A 21,152-nucleotide genomic window follows, 5' to 3' on the forward strand; every position below is an offset into this window, starting at 1 on the left:
AATAACAGAGTTTCAGCCGCAGGCAGGCCTCTATTTTTGCAGGATTTTCCTTGAAATCAAAAAGTTGATGGTCATTCCGGCAAGCGTTGCTATCGCCAGAGCAATAATCGGATAGGCGGCGGCAACGTCGGACAGGTACAGCACCACAAAGAAGGTGCTGAAATTTGTCAGCAATCCAACCTGCATCCCGCCAAGATAGCTCAGAAATTCAAGAAAGCTGGCCGGTTTGTCGGTTCTGAATGTGTAGGTTCGATTAAGATACCAGGTAAACGTGACAGCCGCGAGGATTGATAGGCAGCGTGACAAGACCGTCCCTGCACCCAACACATCCAGCCCCGTAAACACCCCTGCATCAACAAAGAAGGCCAGCGAGCCAACGACGGCAAAAGTCAGCATATGCCGATATGTTTCGTCTGAGGGCACGCTGTGGCTCCTGTCCTAATTCGGTGACACCATGCACCGATCTTTATTGCAAGGAAAAGCCCGGAAAAGTGCGGGTCCGTATAATAGGGAGTAAACGAGACCCGTGCTGCTATTTGGAAGGGGCAATTCAGGTCTTACTTTGTCAGTACAATCAGAACTTTGCTGGCTTTAGTTATCGCATTTGTTTTTCGTTTCAAACACAACCACGTGGGTTCGACTCTGTCCCGAGGATTGCAACAGTCTCCGGAGTTTCGGTTTTAAGTTTCGATGTAATTGTTTTTTCAAGCGTGTATCGGGTTTTCCTCTGAACGTGACTAATCTTGCAACTGATGCTTTTAGCTCCCATCGAAACCACCTCCCCTGATGATCGCATGGACACCTTCAAAGACTCGAATAAGAAAAGCTCGTAGAATCTGGAAAAAATCTGAATTTTACGGCAGGCGATCCAATGCCCTGTACGGTCGCAGGAAAAGTGCACCAACGCATGGTATCTTAACGCAGCCACTCCTCTTGCCAGAAATGATACATCAGCGCGACCCACAGATGCGGCCCCCAGTTACGGGCGCCTGACAGATGTTCGTTCCAGCGTTTGTTAAGCTGCGCACGATCAAACATCTCTCCAACAGAGGAGTCGGAGGCAAAAACCTCCTGCGCGACGGATTTGAGCGGGCCGCGCAACCAATCGTTCAAAGGAATACCGAAGCCTTGTTTAGGCCGGTCATACAAGGCCTTGGGGACGCGTTTGTCCAGCAGGCGGCGCAAGGCAACCTTGCCGGATTTTCCGTCATACCGCAGCGAGTCTGGCGACCGCCATGCTGCCTCGACCACGCGATCGTCCAGCAAAGGCGAGCGTATTTCCAACCCAACTGACATCGAGGCCCGGTCGGCTTTGACCAGTATGCTCTCTGGCAAATAAAGCTCTGAATCCAGCAACATCATTGTATCTACCGGGTTCAGTCTGTCCGGGATTTGATGTGACCGAAAAACACCCTGACAGTCAGCTAAAGGCGGATCCCACAAGGTGAAAAGGGCGTCATACCGGCTTCGGAAGTCCCGGTGGCGCGCGATTGACGCTACTTTGGACAAACGATCCGGCGTGATCTGGGCCCGAAGAGATGCAGGGGCAAGGGGCTGCAGAATCTTGGCCGCCACTTGTGTGACAAAGGCTGGCGATGCCGCCAGGGCCGAAGCCGCAGGGCCGGGCAGTTTGGCACTTAAGCGCTCCATGGCCATCATGCGAACATAGCGTTCGTAACCGCCAAACGACTCGTCCCCTCCATCGCCTGACATCACCACCTTAAGCTGCGCCCGCGCCAGTTGGGACACCAACAAAGTCGGAAATGCTGATGGGTCTGCAAAGGGCTCGTCATAGACATTTGGCAATGTCCGGAGCAGGTCAAACGCCATTTCAGGCGTTGCCGTCACCTCGTGATGATCGGTGCCCAGATGCTTGGCAATAGCTGCCGCGTGATCGGCCTCATTCGTGGCGTCATGATCGAAGCGGACAGTGAAACTGGTCACTTTGCCCGCCGCTTGTTCCTGCATCATCGCGGTGATCAGGCTGGAATCAATGCCACCAGACAGGAACGTGCCAACTGTGACATCCGCAACCATACGCTCACCGACTGCTGAAAGCAGGGCATCCTCGATCCCGCTCAGGGCCTGGGCCTCATCCCCATAGGGATCAGCCCGGCATGCTTCGACCCTGTCGGGGAGGTCCCAGAAAGTTCGCAACCCATCCACCAGATCCTCTGACGACATGGGCGGAGCGTCCAATTTCACCTCGACAAGTGTGCCAGCTGGCAGCTTCATGACGTCTCGGTAGATGGTTAAGGGCGCAGGGATAAAAGCGTAGCGGGCGTATTGGGCTTGCGCCCGGCGGTCGGCCTCGGGCGCACCAAACGCGGGATGCGCGCGCAGGGCTTTCAATTCTGATCCGAACAACAGATGCCCGCCTTTGATGCCCAGATATAGCGGCTTTTTTCCCAATCGGTCGCGGGCAAAAACCACCCGGTTGCTGTGCCGGTCGAACACTGCAAAGGCGAACATTCCATGCGCCAGATCCAATGTTTTGCGAATGCCCCACAGATCCATCGAGGCCAGCAAAACTTCGGTATCCGAGGTGCCGCGAAAGCTCATCCCATGGTCGATCAGCTTTTGGCGCAGGTCCAGAAATCCATAGATTTCACCGTTGTAGACAATACAGTACCGCCCGCTGGGCGAGGTCATTGGCTGGGCGCCAGTTTCCGACAGATCCACGATGGACAACCGTCGATGCCCCAACGCCACGCCTGTGTCCGAATCCACGAACATCCCATCCGCATCCGGCCCGCGATGCTGAATGCTGTCACACATCGCCTTCAACGCAACTGCGCCCGCCTCAGCACTGACAGATTTGAATGCAAGATATCCAGCTATGCCGCACATGAATGCGCCTTCCTATCCGGTATGCGTGGCGGTCGGGTGCCGCACTTGCGTTTCAACACCGCTCAGCACTGCGTCGTAGGCCTTGGCTATGGCTGTCAGTGAGTAGCTGTTTGCAATGCAGTCACGGGCTGCACTGCTGCGTGTTATGTAATTCTCGGACGACCAATTGGCTGCATCTGTCAACGATTGTCCAAGCGCCTGCGCGTCGCGGGCGGGGACCACATATCCGCTATCGCCCACGATCGTGGCCGCATCGCCGACATCCGTTGTCACGACTGGTCGACCATAGCTCATGGCTTCTGCGATGACATTGGGGAACCCTTCGGTCCGCGAAGACAGAACCAGCAGGTCGATGCTATTGTAGAAATCGGCCATGTCGTGCAGATCGCCGCACAGCGTAACGCTTTCCTGCGGCAGGTTGTTTTTGGCAAGCAACTCGCGCAGCGCTGGGTTTTCTGCTGTGACGCCATCTCCGGCAAGCCGGGCGGTCAAATCAGGCACAGCGCGTCTTGCGATTGCAAAGGCGCGAAAGAAGGTCTCGAAATCTTTCTGCGGATGGAACCGGGCAGCCAAGCCCAGAACCCGCGTAGGGCCGCTGCGCTTTTGCGGCATCTCGGGCAGGTGAAATCCGTTTGGAACAACGGTGGCATTTGCATCTGCAAATCCGAATTTTGTGTGCTGTTCCAGCGCGCGGGTCGAATTGTAAATAATCCCGCCACAGAACCGCGAAAGCTTCTGTGACAGCCATACTGCCATTCGCGTGCTGCGGGTAAAAGCAGCAGGATCGTCCAGCGCTTGTCGAACAGTCCAGATCACCGGAACGCGCCGCATCGACAGGACCTCGGCAATCAATCCGACAACCATCGCATGGTACATCCAGCACAAAACAACTTCGGGTTTGTGGACCCGGATCAACCTTGCGATACGCCAGATTGCCCGCGGAAAGGATAGCGGTGACTTGGCATGCAACGAGATGTATTCGACCTTGTCGGTCCCGGCCATGGCACGACAGCGATCAGACACTTCGGTCAGGGCAACGACAACCGCACGCTCATCAGAATGCGACAACAGACGCGCCAGCATGGCTTGCGCACCGCCCTGTGTCGAAAAATCTGTGACCACATGCAGGATCATCTATCCCGCCTTCTGCGCAGCCAGTGCGCGATTGCCAACATCCACAATGACCTGAGCGAGCCGTGCGATATCTTCTGGTGACCAGGCTGGGTCAACCAGAAAGGCCAGACTTGTTTCGCCTAACTCACGCGCGACAGGGAGAGGCTCGGTTGGACCAAGCCCGTTTTTTTGGAAGGTCTCTTCCAGATAAATCTCCGAGCAGCTGCCTGAGAAGGCAGGGAAGCCCGTATCCGCTATTTCTGCGATGATCCGGTCCCGGGACCAACCTGCCGCAAGGGCCTGTGGGCGTACAAAAGCATAGAACCGGTAGTAGGCATGAGTCAGTTCCTTGGGCGGAATCGGTACGCGGAACGCAGGGCAGGTGGATAGAGCATCAGCCAGAAGTTCGGCATTCATAGTACGATGCGCCCGCCAGTTGTTCAGGCGCTTCAGTTGCACACGTCCCAGCGCCGCCGAGGGACCCGTCATCCGAAGGTTCGTGCCAGGGCCAGAATCGTGCAACCAGCGAAAACCAGGGGGATGGTCGGTGTTAAACACCGTGTCATAGCCTTTACCGTGATCCTTGTAGCTCCAGATCCGCGACCACAGCGCGTCGTCATTGGTCAGCAGCAACCCGCCTTCGCCGCCAGTGGTCATGATCTTGTCCTGACAGAACGAAAACGATCCGATGGTTCCGATGGTCCCCACATGCCGATTGCCAATCATCGCGCCATGCGCTTGCGCGCAATCCTCGATCACCCACAAATCATGGGCACGGGCCAGATCCATGATCGCGTCCATGTCACAAGGCCAACCCCCCAGATGCACAGGGATAATCCCTCGGGTGCGCGGCGTGATCAGGGGCGCAATCGTGTCGATCGTCAGGTTTTGCGTAACCGGGTCGATATCGGCGAAAACGGGTGTGCCTCCGGCCAGCATCACCGAACTGGCCGAAGCGATAAAGCTGCGGGGGGTCACGATCACCTCATCACCCGGATTCAAATCCAGTACATGCATGACCGCATCCAGCGTTACTGTCCCGTTCGCCATCGCAATGGCATGGGCTGCATCGGTGTAAGCGCAGTACTCATCCTCGAACGCACGGACATCCGGACCGGTCCAGGCGTTGACCTTGCCAGAGGCCAGCACGCGGCTGACCGCGTCAATCTGTTCTTGATCGTATATAGGCCATGACGACATCAGAGCTCTCCTGTTACACAACCGTCCGCACCAGCACGAAACCTTCGGCTGCATGTCTGTGGACTGTTGCCCCGCGCAAGGTGGCCAGTGCCCTCAGGCTCTCGACCGAGCGTTCATGGGGTGGTTGCTTGGCCTGACTTTCGAACATTGCGAACGCTTCAAGCTTGCGCTCCAGCGTATCCGAGATATCGACAAAGATATTGGGCACAAAAGGCGGCGTCAGGTAGGGCGCGTTCCAGTTTGTTTCCGACAGGGTCTCGTAAGCCGCGATCGTTGCCGGATACTTGTCCTGATGCGGGCGGCTGGCGACCAGACTGGATAGAAAAGTCAGCTGATGATCCATATGGATATCGCCGGGATGCGGGGCAAGGATCAGATCGGCGTCAAGCTCGCGAACCAGCGTACCAAGGGCCGCATTCAGATCTGAATGTGGTTGCTCCGTCAATTCTGCCGCCGTGAAATCCAGCCAGTGCGTTTTGGTAACGCCCAGAAAGTCATGAGAACGGCGGGCTTCGGTCCGGGTGATTTCGGTATCCTCATCGCTGAATTTCGGCGGTTTGGCACGGGTCACAACAGCCACATGCACCTCGCGGCCTGCATCTGCCAGCCGTGCAATCGTTCCACCAGCGCCCAGCACCTCGTCATCAGGATGAGGGGCAATGACCAGAGCAGGGCCTGAACCAGAACTAATCAAATCTGTGGTGATCATGAAAGCTTTCCCAATTTCGAATGCAGGGCCGGAGGGATGTCTGCCCCCGACCATTCCAGAATATCCAGACACCGTCCGTCGCCACAGGCCACGGTGAAGGTTTGACCTTCAACAGCCTGAATCTGACCAGGCAAGCCGATGTAGTACCCATCGGGTTGCGTGTATCTGACCTGCGTCAGGACCAATTGGCTGCCGTCCGGTCCGGAGGTGAAAGCCCCCGGATAAGGCGGGCCTGATGCGCGGATCAGGCGGTTGATCTCGGCCGCAGACCGCGACCAGTCGATCAATCCATCTTCGGGGCGGCGGCGGGCGCAAACACTGGCCCCGACCTGCGGTTGGGGTTCACGCGGGATATCCCCAAGGGCGATTTGCTCCAACAGGGGCGGCAAAAGGCCCGAGATCGCCCGCAGCGACCGGTTGTATAACTCACGGGCTGTCACAGTCTCGGGGTCAACGGCATACCGCGCCTGGGCTGCGATTGGCCCGTCATCCGCACCCTCGCCCAGCCAGAACAGCGATGATCCAACATTCCGTTCCCCCAAGACAACAGTCCACGGGATCACCCCGCGTCCGCGCAGCCGGGGCAGGGCCGAAGGGTGAAAGCCGATGCACCCGATCCGGGGTATTGCCCGAAAGGCGGCACCGCAAATCTGCGACCAGCCAATCACCAGGATCAGGTCGGGCTTTAATGCTTCGATTTGTTCGATGGTTTCGGGCGCGTTGGTCTGTTCGATATAGCTAACCGGTACATCATAGCGTTTCGCAACCACCTCCAGATCAACAAAATCAGAATGGCGATGGGATAAATGAGGTGGCAATGTCATGACCAGATCAGGCGCATGGCCTGCCGCGCAAATCGACACCAGTGCTGCGTGAGAGGTCTCTACTGCGCCAACAAAAACGGTCTTCATGCTGGCGTCCTTTTCAAACTGGATTTGGCAGGGGGCTGATCCTTCAGCCACTGCAACGCGGCATCGATACGATCGATCCGGCGGTGTTCGCCCCGGATTGCGACGCCGACGGTTTCAGCCATGATACGCAGGTCCAGAATGGTTGAGCGATGCGCCACATACCACAGGTCCAACGTCAGCTTTTCCTGGTTGTCGAGGTTGGTGTTCCCGCTGACCTGTGCCCACCCCGTCAAACCCGGCCGGACGGAACAGCGATACTGACCCTGCGGGCCAAAACTCTCGATCGTTTCAGGTAACAAGGGGCGCGGTCCGACCAGCGCCATATGGCCCTGCAGGATCAACAGCAGTTGCGGGATTTCATCCAGCCGCAGCCGCCGGATGATCGCTGTGGCGCGGGTTTGGCGCTGATCGTCCGGCAGTAATGCGCCGTCAGGGCCACGCGCGTCGGACATGCTGCGCAGTTTGAACAGCTGAAAAATCCGACCGCTAAGCCCGCATCTTGGTTGCGAAAACATCAAGGGCGCACCGACGGACCAAAGAACAATCATGCAAGCAATCAGGAAGAATGGCAGGGTCACCACACCCAACACTACGCACAGCAGAATTTCGGGCACTCTGTTCACACTTCAATCCAACTCAGTAACACGCGGCTCGCCGCGACACATCAAAATCACAAAATAATTCGCCAGTCAGCGATGACGAGGAATAAACGCGCAAGGTGACGAATAGAGGCGCGTGCCCTCAATCTGTTCGAATTGGATTTGATTTGCAAGATGTCTGCAGTGCGTCAGTCGAATCGAGCCCTTCATTGGATAGGTACGGGCCAACAGCGGCAAGAAATACGATCCTTCGTCAACGATTCAGCGGGTTATGTCAAAATTGTTTCCGGAATTGAGTGGCAGATGAGATAGGTCAACGGTTTGGTGACACAGAGCCGTTTTTTGGTCCGCGGCCATACCCTGATCAACGATGTGGATTTGAACAAGCGACGTAATTACGGCTATGGTACCTCTCCTTATTATTGTGATCACGGCAAGGCGGGTTAATCGTGACATCAATATCAGCTGTTTCGCTTGCCAGTCGGAGTGGCAACCACTAGTTTTGTTGACAGGGGCGTCAGCTCGGAATTTTTCTTGGTCGGCTGGTTTTCGACCGTTGTGTAAATGTTATGCCGCAGATTTCTGCCCGACCATTCGGTCAAGGTTGTATGGCCTGCGGAGTTATTGAGTTTAGGAGACAGGATTTTGAACTGCTGTTTCAAAGTTTTCTTTTTGATATTTTCCATGGTGGCTACGTCAGTCTGGGCCGAGGCCTATCGATTGGCGCCTCAGGACCGGTTGTCCCTCAAGGCGATGCGATGGGACACGGGGTCAACCACGTATGTCAGTTGGGACGGTGTAACAGGTGACTACGCTATCACTGGCGACGGTACTCTGATGATCCCGCTTGTCGGTCAGGTAGAAGCCGCAGGCCATACGTCAGCAGAATTGGCCGCATTGCTGGAACAGAAGTTCCGGCGCCAGATCGGCATGGCGGAACCACCGCGGATCGCTCTCGAAGTCGTGGGGCATTTGCCAATTTATGTGTTGGGTGATGTCAACGCGCCAGGCGCATATGATTTTCATTTTGGGATGACGGCGCAACAGATTCTGGCATTGGCGGGCGGTCCCATCCGCCCACCGATCCAGTTCTCTTCCAGCAACGATTTTCAAATTCTGCGCATGGGCGGTGAAATCCGTTTGCTGGCCACCCAGATTGAAGAGTTGGAACAGGAACGGCAGCGTTTGGTTGCTGATCTGACAATTCTTGAAAACGCCGAGACTGACGAGGAGTTACCCGAGCTGCCCAAGGGGCTGGAGGGTGAAATCCTCAAGGCGACGCTGGCCGCACGAGATGGTTTGGGCGAGCGTATCGAGGACTTGCAGGGTTTGCTGAAAGAGCAGATTTCCAGCCTGACGATCCAGCTTGAGCTGCGTAACACTCAGATCGAAAACGTGAGCAAAGAGCTGGAAAACCTCAACTCGCTCAGAGAAAAAGGTCTGACGGTTTCGAATCGGGTCACCACTATGACCAATATGCTTAATGATCTGGAGTCCAAGCGACTGGATCAGGAAGTCGCGCTGTTGATCGCGCGCCAGGAATTGAACCGTGCTGAACGGGACGGGCTGGAGCTGGACGATAACGCGCGCTCGGATTCTCTGATTCAGCTGAACGGGGTCGAAAGCGAACTGGCGTCCCTGAAAACGAGACTAGAAACCGCCACCACCTTGCACGGAGAACTGGCTGCGGCCGGGTACCTGAGTGAAGACGATGTCGCCAGCGAGACGACCATCGAATTCATAGTGACCCGCGGCGAGGACGGCCTGACGCAACGGTTCAAGGGCACTGATCTTGTCCAGCCCGGTGATACGATTGAAGTTGTCAGAAAGACCATTCTGACTTCAAATTGACTTTAATAGCTGTTCGGAGCCTGTGCTTCGGAGGTTTTATTTTACGAGTTTTAACATGCCATTGCCCCTGGACCGTCCGGTCGACTTTCTGATCATCGGCGCTGCCAAATGCGCCACCACGTGGCTACAGCAATCGCTGACCCAAACCCCGGCACTTTATATGCCGGGTCCCGAACTGCACTTCTTTTCCCGCGAATATGACAGGGGTCTGGACTGGTATCGGGATCAGTTCGAAGATTGCGAAACTGCGAACCTGATTGGTGAGAAATCAAACTCATACCTGACTGAGCCATTGGCAGCCCAACGTATCCGCGATTTCGCGCCCGAGGCTCGTCTGATCCTGCAGATGCGTGATCCGGTGCAGCGGGCTTATTCCGACTATTGCATGCTGTTTCGCAGGGGCGAGGTATCCGCGCGCATCGAGGATTACCTGGATCCCGCAAAGGCCGCAGATCAACGGTTCTTGTCAGATGGACGCTATGCCTATCACCTGACACGGTTCTATGATTTGTTTCCTGAGGACCAGATCCTGTTGTTGGCTTACGAAGACATCCGGCGCAATCCTGTGGGCAATCTAGACAAGGTTCAGACACATCTGGAGATCACGACCAAATTGGAGCCGCCGGTGAGAAAGCGGGTCAAGGACAAGAATGCTCCGATGGTTCCGCTCTCGTTACGCAAAGTTTTGGCCCCGGTGCGGAGTGTACTGGATCCGGTTCGCCACACCTGGCCAGTTCGGTCTTTGCGGAACGCGGTCGCACGACAAACAAAGTACCCACCGTTGAGCAATGATCTGGCCCGTAAAATGGCAGATTACTATGCCGCTGATATTGCCGGAATTGAGCAATCCAATCCGGATATCTGCCGCGCCTGGTCCCGGACCAAAACGGCTTCGTCGGAGCGAATCAATTGATGACTGCGCCCACTCAGAGCGTTGGCGAGTTTCCACTTTGGAAACAAAGACAGCTAAAATGCGTCTGCGTCGCTCGCTTGCACGTGCCTCGGTGCATAGTCTCAAGGCGAGGGAACAGTAGGCGAACACGTGGAAATAAGGCAATTCTTTGGTCTAATGGTGTCGACAGGGTGAAAAAAGCATTTTGCTCCCCTTTGTGGTGTGGTACCGTTAAACTACATTAAGACTGTATCGACCGTTTGTTTGGTCAGTTGGAATAGTGGTTTGGTTTGTACGAGTGAGAAAGGGGTTTTGGTTTTGGGTGCCAATATTGGTTGTGCCTGGGCCGCTGTGGGGGACTTTTAGTTAAATAGGTCAAACTTGCTGGCACTTGGTATGTGCTGGCGGATGAGTGCGGCTTTGGAGGCGGGGCGACTGTTTAACGGTCCGTCTATTTGAGTCGAGTGGTAGTGGGCAATTTTTACGCCGGAGTTCAGAGTATGTATGAGCATGAGTTGGTTAAGCTCAAAAATGGATCTGTTAAAGAAAACATGATCGAGCCCGAGCTGAAGCTGGGTGATCTTGGGTCCACGTTGAAGCAAAAACTCAATGAGTTGAGCGCGAACCGCCGTTTGGTTATCGGCGATGTCGCAGCATCGGCAATTTCCGTGGTCATGGCGGTAGTCCTGGCCAACGGGGGTGTGCTGCCAGCACAGCCTGCGGCTGTCCTGATCCCTCTTGTCATTATGTCCTGCCTCGTTGCGCTGGCCATCTTGCCCATGTCCGGTATCTACAAGCGCCACACCCGATCCACATCGCTGCGTGATGTGACACTGATCGTACGCGCTTCGGCTTTGTGCGTCGGAGTGCTGGCACTGTTGGGAATGGCGGTTCAAATCACGTCCCAAGTTCCGTTGGCCGTGTATGTCATCCAGTTTCTCCTGATCGTTCCGGCCTTTGGTAGCCTGCGTATTCTGGCCCGCAGCACGGAATTCAAACGTAAGGTTCAGGGCCGGGCTGCGCGCCTGGATGGTAAGATTCCAGTGATCCTTGTGGGAACAGGGGCAAGCTGTGACTTGTTTGTCCGCTCGCTGCGCAACACAGAATCCAAATACGAGCCCGTCGGCATCATTGACGACGCCCGTAACACGCAAGGTCTGTATTTCCACGACGTCAAGATTATTGGCTCGCTGCTGGACGCGGACGCTGTGATTGAGCGCCTGAAGTTCGACGACACGCTGCCTCAGCGCCTGCTGCTGACCGAACCGGTGACTCACTTTGAAAGCGATGGCATTCGCAAACTGACCCGTTGGGCTGAAGCCAATAGCATCACCGTGTCGCGTCTGACTGGCTTGGAAGAGCTGGGAACCGAAAGCTCTGGCATTCGCACTGTAAATCCCGAAGATATTCTGGACCGTCCGCAAAAGGCGGTTGAGCGGTCAATGCTGCGCGAGATGTTCCAGGGCCGTCGGGTTCTGATCACTGGCGCTGGAGGCTCGATCGGTAGCGAACTGACGCGTCAGATCGCATCATTCGAACCTGCGGAAATCGTGATGATCGAGAATTGCGAGTACAATGCCTATTCGATCGACATGGATCTGAGCCAAAACTTCCCCGAAGTGGCTCGCCGTATCTATGTCGCCGACATCCGCAGCGCGGATCGCGTGAATTCGATCTTCGAGCGTCACCGCCCGGAATTGGTGTTCAACGCCGCTGCGCTGAAACATGTGCCGATGGTCGAGCTGAACCCGTGCGAGGGCGTTCTGACCAACGTGATCGGAACCCGTAACGTTGCGGATGCTGCGCGCAACATCGGTGCCATTGCGATGGTGCAGGTCTCGACCGACAAGGCCGTCAACAGCACCAGCGTCATGGGCGCAACCAAGCGCGTTGCTGAATTCTATGCTCAGGCGCAGGACCGCGTGACAAACGGAACCGATGAGGCCACGCGCTTCTTCTCAGTCCGGTTTGGCAACGTCCTGGGCTCGTCCGGTTCGCTGATTCCGCTGTTCCAGCGCCAGATTTCCGAAGGTGGTCCGCTGACCGTGACCGATCCCAAGATGGAACGGTACTTCATGACCATTCGCGAAGCTGTGCAATTGACCTTGGTTGCCGCTGCGAAAGGGCTGAATTTGGAGAACAGCCATGGTGAGATCTTTGTTCTCGACATGGGTCGCCCGGTCAAGATCGTCGATTTGGCCGAACGGATGATCCGTCTTGCCGGCCTGGTTCCCTACAAAGATGTCGACATCAAATTCATCGGTATCCGCAAGGGTGAAAAGCTTTATGAAGAGTTGTTCGATGTGACCGAAGAACACCGCGAAAGCGGCATTCCGGGCGTATCCTCGGCCATTCCCGAAGGTGTGTCCGTTGCACGTCTGCGCGCCATGATCCTCAAACTGGAGCAGGCGGCCAAAGACGGGAACGAACTTTCAGTCAAGAAATTGCTGAAGGAACTGGTGCCTGGTTATGGCGCCAATGGCTTGCGCCCAATCGAAGCCAAAGAGCTGGTAAATCGTCCGTCCAAGCCAAGACTTCACGCGATCCCAACAGAGAGTTTGGTCGGTGGGTTCCATAAGCAGGATGCCTTGGAAACCATCGGTGGTCGTTAAAATTATAGTTTAATGCAATTTTGTGTGGCGGCCATGACCCCCGGCCGTGTGTAGTACGAGTGAATAAGGGCTCTTCGGAGCGTGATTATGAAATGTCAGGATTAAGTCAGTCCGGCGTGTACACCTCCACCCATAATCGGGTGGAGCGCGTCCTGCGGTTTGTGGGTGCGGGTGTGATAAACACGCTGTTTGGATATGCAGTTTTTTCGGGTCTGGTGTGGTCGGGTATGCATCCCCAATTGGCCCTGGCTATCCAATTCACTGTGGGCGTGCTGTGGAACTTTCAGGTCCATGGTCGCTATGTGTTTTATGTTCAGGGCTATGGTCGACTACCGCAATATGCGGTGTCTTACGTTGTGATTTACGCCTTTAATGCGGGCCTTTTGTGGGGTCTTTTGCAATTGGGTCTGGACGCTTATCTGGCGCAAGCCGTTGCATTGGGACCAACTGTCATATTGTCGTATGCTTTGATCGCCCGCGCATTGCGCCCGAATCAGCCGGAGGTTGTCCAGTGACCCAATCCGCAGACCCGGTGTTGAACGTTGACCGCAGCATTGACGCCTCGCCACAATCTTCCAGATGGTATGCCAGCAGCATATTGTCACGCGTGCTGGTCGCAGGCTTTATTGTCGTTCTGTTTGCGGCGCTCTACGGGCGTATCATGGGATATGGTCTGCGTCGCGATGAATTGATGTTCGTGCCGCCAGCGGAATTGTTGGGGTATTGGAGTCTTTACAGCGATTTCTTCTACAACCACGTCCCCAATTCCGCCTGGTTTTACAGGGGGGTCTACCTGATTTTTGGCGGAGAGGGCCTGTTGGCTTCTGCTCGGTTCGGACAATTCTGCGCGTGGCTGTTGCTGGCGTCAGGTATTGGATGGGCGACTTGGCGGATTTCAGGATCGGGCCTGCTGGCGATGTTTTTCGTCGTGGCATTGGTCGTCAATGAAACACTTCAGACACAGGCCGGCATGGCTGCAAGCAACAACCTGCTGCCAATGCCATTTGTTGCGTGGGGGTTGGGTCTATTTATCGTTGAAACCCTGCGCGACCGGCCTCGTGTCTTGTGGCTGTTGGTTTCGGGCCTGTGTTTATCAATTGCAGCAGGTCTGAAAGTCAGCGCAGCGGTGGTCATCCCGCCGATCGCAATCGCAACCTTTCTTTTGCCCTGGCATATGCCGTTTTCAGAACGGCTTCGATCAGTTGTTGTGCCATTGTTGATTGGCGGCTTGATCGGCGCAATTCCTTTGTTCTGGTATCTCGGAGCTGACCCGTCCGGATTTTTGGCCCATGTGCTTAAATTCCACACCGGTCCGCATATCGCCTTTTGGCAGGCCAATGCAGCATCTGAACCGAGCCTGGCGATGGGGTTGGGTGGAAAGATTCAACTGGCCTATGCCACGTGGTTTGGTGGCGCAGCGTTGATCGGATTGATGGTTTTGTTCTACCTTGCTGTTCTGGGTGGCACACGATCAAGGCAAGATCGATCCGGACTGGGTCAAATTCTGCTGGTTCTGGTGGTATTGGGCGCGACCGCGCTGTTCAGTTTTGTACCCACACCGGGCTTTTCGCAGTACTATATCCAGCCTTTGGTCGCCGTACCGTTACTGGCAGCCCTGATCTATCGATTGGTACCGCAGGAAAAGCGTGCTCAGGTTGCGCCGCTGTGCGTTGCCGGATTTGCTCTTTTATTTCTATTGGGTGCCCCACGTCTGGCACCTGGTCTTTTGAATTTGGCGAAACCAGACAACTTTACGTCGGCCCGCTTGGCCAAAGGCGGCGCGTCCCTGCGCGAGGTTGTGGCAGAAAGCGAACGCCCCGATGGGCCGGTTGCGACTCTGATGCCGCTCTATCCTTTGGAAGCACATCTGCCGGTTTATGCCGAACTTTCGACGGGCCCGTTTGCCTATCGCATCGCACCCTATACGGACCCGGATTTGGCGCAGCACTACGTGATGGCCAACGAGGATCAGTTGCTGGCCCTGTTTGATTCCAACCCGCCGTCCGCATTCCTATTGGGATATGATTCCGCGCTTGAGGCCCCATTGTTGCGCTATGCGGAAACAAATGGTTACGCTGCGGTGCAAAAAGAAGGGTTAGATAACCGCTATGGCCAAGGTGTGATATACTCGAAACGCGCAGGTGCGGTAGAGTGATCATAGAGAATCTCCAAACCCACCCACGACACGTTGGACGGAACACTTGGGACACCGGTGCGAATGTGCAGATTTTAGTAAAAGGTTTTTGAGGAGTAGCACAGATGAAGACAGTACTTCTGGCAGGAGGGCTGGGATCGAGACTGGCCGAGGAAACAGTTTCGATACCAAAGCCGATGGTCGAAGTTGGGGGCCGCCCCATCATCGCCCGTGTCATGGATATCTACAGCCATTTTGGGCACCGTGATTTTGTCGTGGCCGCAGGTTACAAGGCGCTGCTGCTTAAGCAGTTCTTCGCCAATTATCATTTGATTGCCAACAATATTTCAGTGGCTCTCGACACCGGAGAGCTGAAACTTGTGCCGTCGGCGCCGGGTGGCTGGAATGTTTCCGTGGTGGATACCGGTGCTCATACTATGACCAGCGGGCGCATTCGTCGTCTCAAAGAGTGGTTGAATCCCGGCGAGACCTTTATGTGTACGTATTCCGACGGTCTGGGAAACATTGATATCAACGCGCTGCTCGATTTCCACAAGTCCCACGGTAAACTGGCGACAGTAACCGCCGTGCAGCCGCCCGCGCGGTTCGGCAATATTGAGATCAAGGGCGACCGTGTGGATGCATTCACCGAAAAGGTGCGGCGTCGCGAGACCTGGATCAACGGTGGGTATTTCGTGTTCGAACCCGGCGTCATGGATTACATGGTCGATGATATGGAACCATTGGAGCAGTCCCCACTGTCCCAGATGGCCCGCGATGGCGAGCTGATGGCCTATCGTCACGATGGTTTCTGGCATCCGATGGATACGATCCGCGACCGCAACGCGTTGAACGCGCTAAGCGAAGAGGAAACGCCACCCTGGATGCAATTCGGCGAGAAAGCCTCGACTGAATACCCGGTTGCAATTTGAGGGCAAAATGAACGCTCATCAAGATCAGATGTTCGGCGGCCAATTTCATGGCCGCCGCGTCCTTGTGACGGGGCACAGCGGCTTTAAGGGCGGTTGGATGTCGCTTTGGCTAAGTCGGCTGGGGGCCAGCGTGACCGGCGTGTCACTGCCGCCCGAACCAGGGCCTTCGCTTTACGAGGCTTCTGGTCTGGCGGCCGCAACGGACAGCCGGTTTGCCGATATCCGTGACCCGGCCGCCCTGTCTCAGACATTGGCGGGTGTCGATGCCGAAGTGTTGTTCCACATGGCGGCGCAGCCGTTGGTCCGGAAATCCTACCGTGAACCGGCCGAAACCTTTGCGACGAATGTTCAGGGCACGGTCAATGTGCTTGAAGCAGCGCGCAAGATGCCATCGCTGAAGGCGGTGGTCGTGATCACCAGCGACAAGTGCTACGACAACCGGGAATGGCTTTGGGGGTATCGTGAAAACGATCCACTGGGCGGAAAGGATCCGTATAGCGCCTCGAAGGCAGCAACCGAACTTGTAGCCCAATCTTACGCGCATTCCTTTTTTGCCGATCCGCAAGGACCGCAATTGGCGACAGTCCGGGCCGGTAACGTGTTCGGAGGTGGCGATTGGGGTGAAGATCGACTGGTCCCTGACGTCATTCGTGCGTGGGCAAAAGGCGAAGCGGTGGAAATTCGCAATCCAGCAAGCGTCCGGCCATGGCAGCACGTGTTGGAGCCGGTGTCCGGTTATTTGCAGGTCGCGGAAAAGATGCTGACGGGCGGTGCAGCCTATGCGGGAGCATGGAACTTCGGCCCGGACGTCTCAAGCACGGTGGACGTGCGGCAACTGGCTGAAATGATCCAGCGTGCCTGGGGAACGGGTGCGCCCGCGTTCAGCTTCCCTGATCAGGTGCCTGATGCCCCGCACGAGGCAGGCATTCTGCGGCTCGACAGCACCAAGGCTCAATCCCGTCTGGGTTGGCGTCCGCGCCTGTCTCTGCAAGAGGCAATCGACCTGACCGCCGATTGGTACAAGGCACATGCCAGCGGCGGCAACATGGCACAAACAACCGCCGCACAGATCGAACATTTCGAAACCCTGATATCATCAGTTGAACCTGACCGCCCGACGGTCGCAGCGCAGTAAGCTGCATATTTAAGGAGTGAGTTTTATGAGAGTGAATTACGGGCAGACAGTACACGGCCAAGAAGAGATCGATGCCGTTGTCGAGGTTCTGAAGACATCGACTCAAATGGGCCCCAAAGTGCGTGAAATGCAGGAGAAAGTTTCGACTTTATTCGCCAAATCGCATGGCATCATGACCAACTCCGGCTCTTCAGCGAACTATCTGGCGGTCGAGATTCTGGACCTACCAAAAGGTAGCGAGGTCATCACGCCCGCCTTGACCTTTGCCACAACGGTCGCGCCGCTGGTGCGCCAGGGTTTGATCCCCTCTTTCGTGGACGCCGCAGTCGGGACTTATAATATCGACGTTGATCAAATCGAACGGATGATCACGCCAAACACGTCTGCCATGATGATCCCATCTCTGATCGGTAATTTGCCGGATTGGCGCAAGATCCGGGAATTGGCTGATGCACATGGTCTGAAAGTGATTGAAGACAGTGCAGACACGCTAGGCGCAACGATGGATGGCGTCAGCACTGGCAAATACTCAGACGTCTCAACCACCAGCTTTTATGGCAGCCACGTTATCAATGGCGCGGGCAATGGCGGTATGTTGTGTGTCAGCGATGATGAACTGGCCCGTAAGGCGTTGTTGATGCGGTCGTGGGGGCGCAGCTCATCCTTGTTTGTAGAGTCCGAGGCCATTGAGAATAGGTTTAATGTCGAATTGGATGGCATTGAATATGATGCGAAGTTCCTGTTTGAGGCTCTGGGTTACAATCTGGAACCTTCCGAGGTCAGCGCCGCCTTTGGTCTGGTTCAACTGGGGAAACTCGACAACAATATCAAAGTGCGTGAAGAGGCATTTGATGACCATCGTGCCTTCTTTGCGCAATATGAGGAATGGTTCGTCTTGCCCGAGCAGCTGCCCGGGTCGCGCACCGGTTGGCTGGCCTTTCCGCTGACCATCCGCGAGGATGCACCCTTTACCCGCCGCGAGTTGCAGATTTTCCTTGAGAAAGCCGACATTCAGACCCGCCCGGTGTTTACCGGTAACATTCTGCGCCAACCGGCAATGAAAGATGTCGAGTATCGCAGCGACCCAGCTGGTTATCCGATCTCGGATGCTGTGATGCGGGGCGGTATTCTCTTGGCTTGCCACCACGGTCTGGTTCAGCCGCAGATCGATTTTATGCACGAAAAGGTCACCGAATTCCTGCAGCCGCATGTTGCGGGTCTCTCGCGGGAGGCATCCTGATGCCACTGGCCCCGACCGAGGCGATCCGGGATCTGATCCGGGACGATTTCAAGCAGGGGACCGGCCCCAGCGTCGTCAACGGCGGGGTGCCGGTTTATGTGCACTATGAGGACTCGGTCATTGAGCCACCGAAACCGACGGATATCGAGGTCGAGTCACAGATCCACCGCCCGGCCTATCGTGGGCCGATCAAGTTTCTCAAACGACTGGCCTCGCCCGTCAAGAAGGTTACGCTGCGCAACGTCGATCGGTTCTTGTCCGAGATGAAGGCCCTGAATCCAAATCCTCGGGTTCTGATCGTTGGCGGCGGTAGTGTCGGGCAGGGGATGGGGGAACTGTACGAAGATCCCAATGTTCAGATCTTTGCATTTGACATTTACCAGTCTCCAAACATCCAGTTTGTGGCCGATGCGCATGACATCCCGATGCAGGATGACGTCTTTGATGGTGTGGTTATTCAGGCGGTGCTGGAACACGTCCTGGACCCGCGACAGGTCGCGTCCGAGATCCATCGGGTTCTGAAACCGGGTGGTCTGATCTATGCGGAAACGCCTTTTCTACAGCAGGTTCATGAAGGCCCGTATGATTTCACCCGTTTCACCGAAAGTGGACACAGATATCTGTTCCGGGCGTTCGATCGGATCGATTCCGGAGCCAGCGCGGGGCCGGGTGTGCAGTTCATGTGGTCTGTGGATTATCTGTTCCGGGGACTGTTCCGATCCCGAACAGCGGGAAAAGTGGCCAAGCTTTGTGTTTTCTGGGCACAATATCTGGACCGTTTGATCCCGGAGCCATACCGCGTGGACGGGGCCAGCGGTGTTTTCTTTCTGGGCCGCAAATCTGATACCAAATTGCAACCAAAAGAGGCGGTCGCGCACTATCAAGGCGCACAATAGCCCTGCGGTGGCCGGTTTATTTCACCGGATCGCTTTGTTGGTGTATGCTTCGTTAGAGCAAGCAGAGACAGGTATGTTTAAGGTATTTCGACATTTTCTCCGTCCGGGCGGCGCGCCATGATGCGCGTTCTGATCACCGGATCCAACGGGTTCATCGGCTCTCATCTGGTTCAGGCCTGCCTTGCACGTGGCGATCAGGTGACCGCAGTCGTGCGGTCAGGGTCGTCTGCAGATCGACTTATAAGTGTCGGACCGGGTGTCGAGCTTTGTCGCGTAGATCTGATGTGCGAGGCGGAGATTCAAAACGTTTTTGCAGAGTTTCGCCCGGATCAGGTTTATCACGCCGCTGCCAAAACCCGTATTCCACCCGCCGCCAACCTGTCGGATTCGGTCGACAGCCTTGAAGAAAATGTTCAGAGCTTTCTGTCTGTGCTGCGTGCGGCGGCCAGCAGCAAAGCCCCTCCGGGCGCCTTTGTGCGGTTGGGGACCATTGCGGAGTACGGTGACATTCCGGTTCCTTATGTCGAAACGCAGTGTGAGCGCCCGCGCGATAGCTATGGGGCCTCAATGCTAACCGGCACAAAATACCTTGAGATGCTGCAATCTCGTTTACCGTTTCCTGCTGTCACAGCCCGGTTGTCACTGACCTATGGGCCGGGTCAGACAGGTCATCAGCTTGTGCCTTATCTGATTGAGTGCCTGCTGAGTCATCGCGCCGCGCATATTGGCAGGCCGGATGATGCCCGAGATCTGATCCATGTAGATGACGTGGTTCGGGGATTGTTGCTTTTGGGTTCTGATCCATCTACCGCTGGGCCAGTGGTCAATATCAGCACCGGTGTGCCCACCAAAGTTCGGGACGTGGCCATGCTCTTGCGTGACATGATCATGGCCCCGGAGGATCTGCTGCAATTCGGATGCCCCGAGACGCCGCCGATGGATTTGGTCAACGATCCCACGCTGATGAAGTCCAGCCACAACTGGAAGTCACAGCTGCCACTGATTGAAGGTCTTCGAAACACGGTCGAATGGGCCAAACATAACCACCACGGCGCCAAAGTGACAGGACAGGCATCATGACACTCGTTTCCATCCTTATCCCCGCCTACAATGAAGAAGACAACGTACGTACGGCCTATGACCGGGTTCTCGCTGTGTTCGATGGGCTGGACGAGTATGAGCTAGAGATCATTTTCACCGACAATCATTCCGAGGACCGAACATTTGAACTCCTGACCGAGATTGCAAATGCTGATCCGCGTGTACGTGTTATTCGGTTTGCCCGTAATATGGGGTATCAGGCATCGGTCCTGACGGCCTACCGTTCGGCTACTGGAGCTTGCGCAGTACAAATGGATTGTGACATGCAAGATCCGCCCGAATTGATCCCGCAAATGCTGGATCTGTGGCGGCAGGGCAATCATGTCGTGTACGGAATCCGCCGCAGCCTGCCGGATGGCCCGTTCGTTGCCGCCGCACGACGCGGATTCTATGCCCTGATCGACATGATCAGCGACGACGATCTGCCCCGCAATGCAGGTGAATTTCGCCTGACCGACCGTCGTATTCTGGACGAACTGCGGCGGGTCGATGACCGCTCGCCTTACGTTCGAGGCCTGATCAGCGGCATGGGGTTCAATCAAGTTGGCATCGAGTATGATAGGGTCGCCCGGACTGCGGGAGAGTCTAAATTTCCGTTCCGCGCCATGCTTTCACTCGCCGTGGACGGATTGATTAACCATTCGCTGTTACCGCTTCGGTTGGCTTCGATGATCAGTTTAACGGTAGGTTTGGCGATGTTCCTGCTGATGATCGGTTATCTGATCGCCAGGCTTGTCTTTGGCCATGACTGGCCCCCGGGCTTTGCCACAACCACCATTTTGCTGTTGCTGTCGATGACTCTGAACGCGATGTTTCTTGGTATTCTGGGCGAATACATTGGTCGCATTTTCCTGCAATCGAAAGATTTGAACCGACCCATCGTAGAACGAGAACTGAACCGGCCTGGCCCGAGCGACCAGCCATTGTCGCCGCCTCTGCGCGAGGCTGAAGAGCCGCGCACAAAAATATCAGGATAG

The 21,152-nt window shown here is 55.7% G+C and carries 19 protein-coding genes; 11 read left to right on the forward strand and 8 right to left on the reverse strand.

Annotation, left to right across the window (positions count from 1 at the left end):
- Positions 1 to 30: 30 nt before the first annotated feature.
- From HW561_RS11260 to HW561_RS11295, 8 genes are all read right to left on the reverse strand, one after another.
- Positions 31 to 423, reverse strand: a complete 393-nt coding sequence (locus HW561_RS11260; protein WP_176864755.1) for a GtrA family protein — start codon at positions 421 to 423, stop codon at positions 31 to 33.
- Between the two features lie 492 nt (positions 424 to 915).
- Positions 916 to 2,850: an asparagine synthase (glutamine-hydrolyzing) gene (asnB, locus tag HW561_RS11265; RefSeq protein WP_176864757.1), complete on the reverse strand. Its 1,935-nt coding sequence runs from the start codon at positions 2,848 to 2,850 to the stop codon at positions 916 to 918.
- Positions 2,851 to 2,862: 12 nt separating this feature from the next.
- Positions 2,863 to 3,984, reverse strand: coding sequence for a glycosyltransferase (locus HW561_RS11270; RefSeq protein ID WP_176864759.1), 1,122 nt, complete (start codon positions 3,982 to 3,984; stop codon positions 2,863 to 2,865).
- Complete coding sequence (locus HW561_RS11275; RefSeq protein WP_176864761.1) at positions 3,985 to 5,163, reverse strand: DegT/DnrJ/EryC1/StrS family aminotransferase; 1,179 nt, start codon at positions 5,161 to 5,163, stop codon at positions 3,985 to 3,987.
- Between the two features lie 13 nt (positions 5,164 to 5,176).
- Positions 5,177 to 5,872: a PIG-L deacetylase family protein gene (locus HW561_RS11280; protein ID WP_176864763.1), complete on the reverse strand. Its 696-nt coding sequence runs from the start codon at positions 5,870 to 5,872 to the stop codon at positions 5,177 to 5,179.
- Entirely contained in the window at positions 5,869 to 6,783 is a 915-nt protein-coding gene (locus HW561_RS11285; protein WP_176864765.1) for a methionyl-tRNA formyltransferase, read from the reverse strand. The genes HW561_RS11280 and HW561_RS11285 overlap by 4 nt, the downstream gene beginning before the upstream one ends.
- The gene (locus tag HW561_RS11290) at positions 6,780 to 7,406 is read right to left on the reverse strand and encodes a sugar transferase (protein WP_211198605.1); all 627 of its coding nucleotides are present in this window, start codon (positions 7,404 to 7,406) and stop codon (positions 6,780 to 6,782) included. The genes HW561_RS11285 and HW561_RS11290 overlap by 4 nt, the downstream gene beginning before the upstream one ends.
- Positions 7,407 to 7,843: 437 nt before the next feature.
- The gene (locus HW561_RS11295; protein WP_176864767.1) at positions 7,844 to 8,068 is read right to left on the reverse strand and encodes a hypothetical protein; all 225 of its coding nucleotides are present in this window, start codon (positions 8,066 to 8,068) and stop codon (positions 7,844 to 7,846) included.
- On the opposite strand from HW561_RS11295, the gene HW561_RS11300 reads away from it, so the two are divergent.
- From HW561_RS11300 to HW561_RS11350, 11 genes are all read left to right on the forward strand, one after another.
- Positions 8,067 to 9,233: a polysaccharide biosynthesis/export family protein gene (locus HW561_RS11300; RefSeq protein ID WP_176864769.1), complete on the forward strand. Its 1,167-nt coding sequence runs from the start codon at positions 8,067 to 8,069 to the stop codon at positions 9,231 to 9,233. The genes HW561_RS11295 and HW561_RS11300 overlap by 2 nt on opposite strands.
- Positions 9,234 to 9,288: 55 nt before the next feature.
- On the forward strand, positions 9,289 to 10,146 hold the full coding sequence (locus HW561_RS11305) for a sulfotransferase family protein (RefSeq protein ID WP_176864771.1): 858 nt from the start codon (positions 9,289 to 9,291) through the stop codon (positions 10,144 to 10,146).
- Positions 10,147 to 10,625: 479 nt separating this feature from the next.
- Entirely contained in the window at positions 10,626 to 12,737 is a 2,112-nt protein-coding gene (locus tag HW561_RS11310) for a polysaccharide biosynthesis protein (RefSeq protein ID WP_211198606.1), read from the forward strand.
- Between the two features lie 92 nt (positions 12,738 to 12,829).
- Positions 12,830 to 13,252, forward strand: coding sequence for a GtrA family protein (locus tag HW561_RS11315; protein ID WP_176864775.1), 423 nt, complete (start codon positions 12,830 to 12,832; stop codon positions 13,250 to 13,252).
- A complete protein-coding gene (locus HW561_RS11320) occupies positions 13,249 to 14,892 on the forward strand; it encodes a hypothetical protein (RefSeq protein WP_176864777.1) in 1,644 nt (547 codons plus the stop codon). The genes HW561_RS11315 and HW561_RS11320 overlap by 4 nt, the downstream gene beginning before the upstream one ends.
- A gap of 104 nt (positions 14,893 to 14,996) precedes the next feature.
- Positions 14,997 to 15,803: a glucose-1-phosphate cytidylyltransferase gene (rfbF, locus tag HW561_RS11325; protein ID WP_176864779.1), complete on the forward strand. Its 807-nt coding sequence runs from the start codon at positions 14,997 to 14,999 to the stop codon at positions 15,801 to 15,803.
- A 7-nt stretch (positions 15,804 to 15,810) separates the two neighbouring features.
- On the forward strand, positions 15,811 to 16,938 hold the full coding sequence (gene rfbG, locus HW561_RS11330) for a CDP-glucose 4,6-dehydratase (protein ID WP_211198607.1): 1,128 nt from the start codon (positions 15,811 to 15,813) through the stop codon (positions 16,936 to 16,938).
- Between the two features lie 25 nt (positions 16,939 to 16,963).
- Positions 16,964 to 18,178 carry a DegT/DnrJ/EryC1/StrS family aminotransferase gene (locus tag HW561_RS11335; RefSeq protein ID WP_176864781.1) on the forward strand — a complete coding sequence of 405 codons (1,215 nt, stop codon included), beginning with the start codon at positions 16,964 to 16,966 and terminating at the stop codon, positions 18,176 to 18,178.
- Positions 18,178 to 19,074, forward strand: coding sequence for a class I SAM-dependent methyltransferase (locus HW561_RS11340; RefSeq protein ID WP_176864783.1), 897 nt, complete (start codon positions 18,178 to 18,180; stop codon positions 19,072 to 19,074). The genes HW561_RS11335 and HW561_RS11340 overlap by 1 nt, the downstream gene beginning before the upstream one ends.
- Positions 19,075 to 19,191: 117 nt before the next feature.
- Positions 19,192 to 20,154 (forward strand): NAD-dependent epimerase/dehydratase family protein, encoded by a 963-nt coding sequence (locus tag HW561_RS11345; protein ID WP_176864786.1) that lies wholly within the window; start codon positions 19,192 to 19,194, stop codon positions 20,152 to 20,154.
- Positions 20,151 to 21,152, forward strand: coding sequence for a glycosyltransferase family 2 protein (locus HW561_RS11350; RefSeq protein ID WP_176864788.1), 1,002 nt, complete (start codon positions 20,151 to 20,153; stop codon positions 21,150 to 21,152). Before HW561_RS11345 ends, HW561_RS11350 begins: the two co-directional genes overlap by 4 nt.

Origin of the sequence: Ruegeria haliotis (assembly GCF_013377785.1) — a bacterium.
Taxonomy (GTDB): Bacteria; Pseudomonadota; Alphaproteobacteria; order Rhodobacterales; family Rhodobacteraceae; genus Ruegeria; species Ruegeria haliotis.